Source organism: Flavicella sp., from assembly GCF_029238425.1.
Lineage (GTDB): Bacteria > Bacteroidota > Bacteroidia > Flavobacteriales > Flavobacteriaceae > Flavicella.
Map to the genome: position 1 here is coordinate 1 of NZ_JAQWGB010000029.1, position 8,031 is coordinate 8,031.

Consider the following 8,031-nt stretch of genomic DNA (forward strand, 5'->3'; position numbering starts at 1 on the left):
TTATTGTGTTTGAAAAGTAAAAAGCTTTTTAAAATAGGAATTTTCATCGTCCCTGTTTTTATAGGTATGTTTTCCATGCAGCTGCAGCAGCCGAAAAATTTGCAACTAGATTCAGAAAAAAAGTTGAAAGTTTTTGTTATAGATGAAATTTTAAATCAAAATAATTTTTCTAAAAATTATATCGCAATTTATCAAAGTGGAAATTCAAAATTTTATGACGAGAGAGTAATTTTAACCTTATATGCAAATTCCATTTCAACTCAAATCATTGTAGGAGATAGGATTTTAACTAAGGCTAGTTTAGACGTGGTGCCCGAAAGGAGAAATCCTTATGATTTCGACTATAAGAATTACCTCAAACAAAAAAATATCATTCATCAAGTAAAAGCAAAAAAAGGGAATTGGCTCAAATGTGCAATAACAGAAAATTCTATCAAAAGCACCGTTTATGGATATCGTCAAAAATTAATTTATGCACTAAAAGAAAAAATTGAAGATCCTGATGTGTTGGCAATTACTTTAGCCTTGGTGATTGGGGATAGAAATTATATAGATGCAGGGTTAAAACAGAATTATGCCAATGCAGGTGTTATTCATATTTTGGCCGTTAGTGGTTTGCATATTGGAATGTTGGTTTTTATGTTGCTCTTTTTATTAAAACCGTTGCAGCAATTTAAAAACGGAAAAATTATTTCATTTTTTATAATCGTATTAATTTTATGGGGCTATGCCCTGTTGGCAGGTTTGTCGGCTTCCGTTGTTCGTGCAGTTACGATGTTTTCTTTTGTTTCTCTGGGAATGGTATTCGAGAAAAAAAATAACATTTTTTACACCTTGGTTACATCAGCATTGGTGTTGTTACTGGTACATCCTTTATTTTTATTTGATTTAGGATTTCGAATGAGTTATTTGGCGGTATTATCCATTGTGGTTTTGTATCCGGTGTTCAATAAAATTTGGTCTCCAAAAAATAAACTCGTCCGTTACTTTTGGAAATTATCTTTGGTGTCTCTTTCTGCTCAGATAGGTTTACTTCCTTTAAGTCTGCATTATTTTCATCAGTTTCCTGGGTTGTTTTTGATTTCAAACTTGGTGGTGTTGCCTATGCTCGGGGTGGTATTGCTATATGGTTTTGTGGTTTTGTTTGCTGCTGTTTTTAATATAGACTTCAAGCCGTTATACCAATTCTATTCTTGGATTGTTTCTTGTATGAATGATTTTATTGCGTTTGTTTCTGAACAGGATGCATGGTTGTTCAGTCAGGTTTATTTTTCAAAATGGATGATGATTTCCGGCTATCTCATTGTTGTCTGTGTAACCATTCTTTTGCATAAAACATCACTTAAAAATATATATCGATTGGGAGGTGTTCTATTAATTTTTCAATTGATGTTGTTTTTTGAGCTGTATCAAAGGAAAAATAAAAGTGTACTCCTGGTTTGCGATTTGTACAAAAAATCACTTGTTATAGAGCAGCAAAATAATCGTGTAAATTTTAATGGAATCAATGGGGGAGTTGAGAATAAACAAGTGAAAAATTATTTAAATGCATCGGGAGTTACGTTAGATACCGTAGTTGAAAAAATACCCTCTATATTCCAGTATCAACAGAAAAGACTTTTGGTGATTGATTCTTTGGGGTTTTATAAAGAAGAGAACTTAAAGGGATCCATTGTTTTATTGAGAAATTCTCCTCAAATCAATTTGGAGAGATGTATTAGTTATTTGGAACCGCGTATGATTATTGCAGACGGATCTAATTATTTTTACATAAAACAAAGATGGAAAAACACTTGTAGTGAAATGAATATTGATTTTCATGATACAAGAACGCAAGGAGCGTTTGTGATGAAATAAAAAGCCACTTCTCAAATAGAAGTGGCTTTGGTTTCATAGTAATTTTCCCTGTTAGATTGTTTCCTTTTGATTGTTGTTTTCAGATTCAAGAGCTTCTATATATGCTTTGTCTCTTGTGTTTTTTTGGACTGCAATGGCCGCAAACAAACTCAATAAATACGACATAGCGTAAAACCCTTTTTCGCTGGCTAATAAATCTGCATTCCAAAGTCCGATCGTTAATAATACCAATGCGGAAAGAGCCGAAAACCAACTAATATTGTGGTACATCTCCGTAACTTTTGAACCTTCCAATTTGTCTCTCACACTTTTTTGCAAGGAAACGGCGGAGAATAAACCAAATAATAAAATAGTAAAATAATATCCGCGTTCATTTAAAAGCATTTCTGAATTCCATAAACCAATACAATAAGCAAGGGTTCCTGATAATAAGGCAAACCAAGAGGCTCCCATAAATGCAGGTGTTGGTTTTTGGTCAAATTGAATACCGTCCGATTTCTTAGGTGTTTTTGATTTTTTGTTTGACGAATTTTGTTCTGTAGCGTCACTTTTAAAATTATAATCCATAATAATTGATTTTCTTAATTAGTACTTATTTTGTTAATTGTTCTATTGGTTCAGTTTGATTCTTGTTCGATTGTTTGTGATACATAATTCCTGCAATAAAAATGTAGCTCAATAGGTTTCCTATAAGAAGCGGTATAAATATTTTTTTGATGTTTCTTTTTAAAATTAATTTTACAGCGAAAGCTTCAAGTAGTACACTCCCTAAACACATAAAAACAAAAGTCATTATCCAGTTAATTGGGTTGAAAGTAGCTTTAAAAAAGAGAGTGTCAGCCACCAAATGCCATAGAAGCATGCTATAGGTCATTAGTACTGTTCCAATGATTCCGGATACAATGTTCCCTACTATTGAAATAAAGAAAGATTTCAACCAGGAGGTTTTTAAAAAATATCGAATAGTGATGAGTTCAATACTTATGGTTCCAAAAATGATAAACCAAAAGTCTGAGATTGTTTGACTGATATACACAGCGGGCCAAATAACGTTCAAAAATTGCATACGATTAGGTTAGGTTGTTGTTACTGATGCAAAGATGGGAGGCTTTAAAAGATCTGTAAATTCGTAATTTGTAAAATACTTACGATTAAATTTTAAATTAATTTCATTTTTATAATTAATTTAGTGATTTGTTGTTTTTAAAACTTACGATATAATGAATATAAATAAAGCCATTATTGATACATTTTCTTTTGATCAGAAAAAAGAATTTCTAACTGTACTCAAAAAAAAGAACAGGAGGGGAGATGTTAAAAATATTGAATTGTTCTTACTCTTGTCTAAAGAAAATGAAAAGAGTTCTATAGATGTTGCACTGTATGGAGAAAGTAACAAAGGGGCGTATCATGCTGTTAGCAAACGTTTGCATGATACTTTAATCGATTTTATTGCTGGAGATTCTTTTGCTAAAGGAAACTCAAAACAGATGAGTGTTTTGAAACTTTTAGTAGCGAGTCGTGTTTTTTTTCAACAGAATAGCAATGCTTTAGCGTTTAAAACATTGCAAAAAGCAGAGTTGAAGGCTCAAAAGTATGAAATGTATCATTTACTAAATGAAATTTATTTATTGAAAATTCAAAACTTACATAAATCAAAATTGTATGATTTGTTGGAAGTCAAAATTGCCTTTGAGAAAAATAAGCAGCAACTTCAATTAGAGGAAAATTTACAGTTGTTTTATGCTACAATACAAGATGAATTAGAGAATTCTTCCAGAAATCCAAAGGAGATTTTAGAATTAAATTTAAAAAGATATTCTATTAGTTCTTCAAAGGGTTTGCATTTTGCGTCTCTGATTAAAATTATAGAAATTTTCAATACCATTGCTCATGTAACTGGTAAACACCATGAATTATGGAGGTTTATAGAAGAAGCTGTATCGGAGCTAGAGAAAAAATCAGTGGATTTAGAACGATATCTTTCAGAGCATATTCAACTACTGTTTTATTTGTCTAATTTTAATCTTCGCCGTAGAGATTTTGAGGAATCCAATAATTATTTGGATGCCATGGCATATCATATGAATCTTAAGAATGGGGTGTATGCAAACAAATTTGTTTTAAAATTCAAACTATTAAAAGCATTGACAACATTGTTTTCTGGAAATATAAAATCTTCGCTAGAAACATTAGAGGACTTACCGGAAAAAACATCCAAAAATGAAGATTTTTATGATCTTATATTGACCAAAGTAATCACTTTATTCTTTAATGGAGATGTTCAAAAGGCTTATCGAATATATGCTGAGTTTTATCATAGTGATATTTGGTATGCTCAAAAAGTAGGTACGGTATGGGTGATTCAGAAAAACTTGATTGAGTTATTACTACTGCTAGAACTAGATAATTATGATTTGTTTCAATCTAGATTGATGAGTTTTAGAAAAAAACATAAAAAAACACTCCTCGATCAAAATGAAAAGAGGGTGCTTGAATTTGTGAAGTTGATTAGTATGTATTATAAAGACAACGCTTGTGTTGAAAAAGATTCTTTCAAGAAAAGGGTTGCGGAATTGATCAATCAAGATTCAAAAAAAGAAGATATTTTTATTCTTTGTTTTTATGCTTGGCTTAAATCAAAAATCAACAAAAATGATGTGTATGCTACCTGCTTAAGTTTGTTGGAATAAAATGGGTTCCAGAGTTTTTTAAACGCTATAAGATTGATTCCTATTCCTACTGCCATAGGTTTATTTGTCCAAAAATTGTGTTCTCTATTTTCCTAGAAAGACGAGAACAAGAAATGGTTGAATTAGGCAACAGATTCTGAGCTGTTTTTTTTTCTGCCAAACTGATATATTAAAACGCCACTTGTAAGGAACATTAAAAGAGAGTACACAGCGGCTGGAATACTCATCGCAGTTTGTTGTAGTATAGAAGTCGCGATAACAATCGCTAAAGTTCCGTTCTGAATTCCACTTTCTATAGTGATAGAGATAGATTGTTTTAGGTTTAATTGGAAAAATTTAGAAGAATAAAATCCAAGCGCCATGGTAGCTATGTTCAATGCCAAAGCAATCAAACCAACCTTTTTAAGATACTCAACAATATGATGCTTATTGGCCAAAATAATTCCTAACAATACTGCTACAAAGATTACGGTAGATGCTATTCTCATGGGAGACTCCATATTGTCTGCAAACTTAGGATAGTAATTTTTAATAAGCATCCCGATAGTTACTGGGACGATGGTAATTCCCGTTATTTGAATAATAGTGTTTAGAATAGGAAGCTCAATTTGAGCATTGGAATCTTGTGTGAAATAATTCAAAGCGAAAGAAAGAATTATAGGTATGGTAAATACAGTCAACATACTAGTAATTGCAGTTAAGGAAATAGATAATGCAATGTCCCCTTTTGCTATATGTGTGATCAGGTTACTTGTTGGTCCACCCGGACAAGCTGCAATAATCATCAATCCCATAGCCATATCAGGGGATAAGTCAAAAGAAATAGCCAATACAAAACCAATAATAGGTAGCACAATTAGTTGGTTTGTCAATCCAATAATTGCTGCTTTCGGATATTGAAATATTTTTTTAAAATTTTCTAGTTTCAACGTTAGTCCCATTCCTAACATGATGATAGCTAATGAAACGGGTAATATTACTGCAGTAAGAATTGACGTCTCCATTTTGTTGATTTGGTTCAATCAAATATATAGAAAAAGAGTCTATTAATAGGATGATGCTTATTGCGATATTCGTAATAAGAAAGGATGTCTGTTTCAAACTTTATTGAAATAATTATTTTGTGATCGTAAAGCCATCAAAACGCTCTCCATTTAAAGAGTTGATTCCTTCAAACTTAAGTGTATTCTGATCTATTGAAATTAAAGCAAAACTTGGTACGTGTTCATAATGGGCAACAATGCTACCGTCTTTACAATTTTTTTCGTTTTCGGGATCTGGAGTCCATTTTTTATTTAGTTTTCCACCAGCTCCAACCGTTATGGAAATAAATTTTTCATCTTGTTTATTGTAGTTAGTATGGTTGGTTTGAGAGGGATCAATATCTCCTAATCCATCATAAGGCTTCAAACGTTCATAAGTGTGCGCATGTCCATTCAATACAAGGTCTACATTATTACTGGCTAGTACTTTGTAAATAGAAATTACAGATTCGTAATTGGGTTTATAGGAACATGTTTTACCGTTATGATGTAAGTAAACAACAGTCCAATCGTATTTATCTTTGTTGTTCTTCAAAGTTTCTTTTAACCACTCTAGTTGTTTTTCGTAGTGGTAGAATTCTCCTTTAGAAGAATCAAGTCCAATAAAAAGCGCATTTGAATAAGAAAAACTATAAAAGTGTTCGTTGTTAGGTAAAGACCATTCTTTCTCAAAATTCTTTTCAGGATCAGAATACCAATCATGATTTCCTGGGACAGGGTAGAAGGGGATATTTTTAAAGACTTCCTGAAAAGGTTCAAACAATTGCTTGTCGTAAAATTTACTTTCCCCTTTAGAATAAACAATATCTCCCAAGCCTAATCCAAAATTAGGTTGCGTTTCTAGTTTTTTAATTACCAAAGCAGGTTTGTCGGCAAAACTATGGGGTAATTTGGCTCCTATATCACCTAACGCATAAAAGCTAAAAGCAGTTTTCTTTCCTTTGGGATTGGTGATGAAATAATAGTTTTCTCCTGCTGCTAATTTATATCCATTAGAATAGATGCTATAATAGTATTTAGTGTTTGGTTTGAGTTTGTCGAAAACAACTTCGTTAAACCTATTGTTTTCATGTAGTGTCAATGTTCCTTCTTTAACAATGGTTTTTGAAGAGTTTTCTTTGTGAATTTCTACACGACAGTTTTTTGCAGTAGCATCCGTTTTCCAAGTAATGGTTGCTGTCTTTTCGCGAACCATTTGTAAATAGGGTTCTCTCAATAATTGTGGTTTCTCGTTGCTGTTTGATTTGAAATAGGAAGCAAAGGCAAAGAGAAGGGGAAGACAAAGAATTAAAACTGTTTTTTTCATGTTAGGATATTGGTTAAAGTTTCAGCTTTGTAAAACTACATTTTTTTATAAGTTCAACGGTCAGTTTGATTCAAATGAGACAATAATTGATGAATTTTGACCATAAAAAAACCGCTTTTGAAAAAAAGCGGTTTAAAATATGATAATTGAGGAGTGTTACATCTCTAAAGAGTGATATACATTTTGTACGTCATGTAGTTGTGTTGTATTCCTTGTTTTAAAAGGGGTTTGTGTGTAATTCGTGTTTTGTTAGTTCTTTATTAGTTCTTTTTGTCCTTATTTTGTGTTTAGTATATACTCGTGAATCTTTTTAATAATTGCTGTTATCCCAGCATCAAAATTAGCTCCAGCTTTTTCCGTATGTTGAAAATCTTCGTATTCAAAAACTGTTGAATAATGAACAAGATCTCCTTGTACTTCAGCCTTCAGCTCTAAGTTTATGTTTTTTTCTAGTGGACAACCATGGTTTTTGAAAATTTCAGAAGTAAGCATTACTGTTTCGTTATTTGAAGAAGTAAATAGTCCATTATCAGTATTTATCTTTTTTGGAGTTTTTCCTTTTTCAACAAGTAGAGTTACATTTACAAACTCATAGTTTTTTTCTTCAGGTGTATTTATTGCAGGTTTTTCTTCACGTAAAATTTTATCTTTTATTATTTGGCTTTTTACTCCACTTTTGATGTATTTTGAGGTTTTATCTTTCTTATATGTAAATATTACTTCTTTATTAGAAGATAATTCGTTTAAAGGTCCTAGTATTTTCTTTCTTTGTTCTAATGTATAGTTTTTCATTAGCAAATTTACTGTCTCAGGATTGTTGTAGTCTGCTTCTAGGATTTCTTGCTTATAGTCATCTGATGCGTTTACCGCCCACTCTCGAACTTTTTTATTTTCTATATCCAACATGGTAGTGTCTTGAGCTAATCCAACTTCAAAACTACTAAACCTTAATTCAACAACTCTTGGCTCTAGTCGATTTATTAGTTTTAGCCTAATTTTATCAAGAATCTTCTGTTCAGTAAATAGATTTTTGAAATTATTTTCAAAATTAGATTTAATGTAGTTTTCAAAAGATGAAATGAATTTAGGTAGGAGTTGCTTTGTTAAGTTTTTTATACCTATTGTTGATCCG

The 8,031-nt window shown here is 31.6% G+C and carries 7 protein-coding genes; 2 read left to right on the forward strand and 5 right to left on the reverse strand.

Annotated features, from left to right (window positions below; genetic code table 11):
* Positions 1-1,857: ComEC/Rec2 family competence protein (locus tag P8H68_RS01835; protein WP_300320880.1), on the forward strand; the 1,857-nt coding region annotated here is incomplete at its 5' end.
* Positions 1,858-1,908: 51 nt separating this feature from the next.
* On the opposite strand, the gene yiaA is transcribed toward P8H68_RS01835, so the two are convergent.
* Both yiaA and P8H68_RS01845 read right to left on the reverse strand, forming a co-directional pair.
* Positions 1,909-2,424, reverse strand: coding sequence for an inner membrane protein YiaA (yiaA, locus tag P8H68_RS01840; RefSeq protein WP_300320882.1), 516 nt, complete (start codon positions 2,422-2,424; stop codon positions 1,909-1,911).
* Positions 2,425-2,449: 25 nt separating this feature from the next.
* Positions 2,450-2,923 (reverse strand): hypothetical protein, encoded by a 474-nt coding sequence (locus tag P8H68_RS01845; protein WP_300320885.1) that lies wholly within the window; start codon positions 2,921-2,923, stop codon positions 2,450-2,452.
* 154 nt (positions 2,924-3,077) lie between these two features.
* Between P8H68_RS01845 and P8H68_RS01850 the strand changes: the two genes are divergently transcribed.
* Positions 3,078-4,550: a hypothetical protein gene (locus P8H68_RS01850; protein ID WP_300320888.1), complete on the forward strand. Its 1,473-nt coding sequence runs from the start codon at positions 3,078-3,080 to the stop codon at positions 4,548-4,550.
* 122 nt (positions 4,551-4,672) lie between these two features.
* On the opposite strand, the gene P8H68_RS01855 is transcribed toward P8H68_RS01850, so the two are convergent.
* The 3 genes from P8H68_RS01855 to P8H68_RS01865 form a co-directional block, all read right to left on the reverse strand.
* Complete coding sequence (locus tag P8H68_RS01855; RefSeq protein WP_300320890.1) at positions 4,673-5,554, reverse strand: bile acid:sodium symporter family protein; 882 nt, start codon at positions 5,552-5,554, stop codon at positions 4,673-4,675.
* A 112-nt stretch (positions 5,555-5,666) separates the two neighbouring features.
* Positions 5,667-6,899: a metallophosphoesterase family protein gene (locus tag P8H68_RS01860; protein WP_300320892.1), complete on the reverse strand. Its 1,233-nt coding sequence runs from the start codon at positions 6,897-6,899 to the stop codon at positions 5,667-5,669.
* 276 nt (positions 6,900-7,175) lie between these two features.
* Positions 7,176-8,031 (reverse strand): hypothetical protein (locus tag P8H68_RS01865; protein WP_300320894.1); only part of this gene is annotated, 856 nt, incomplete at its 5' end.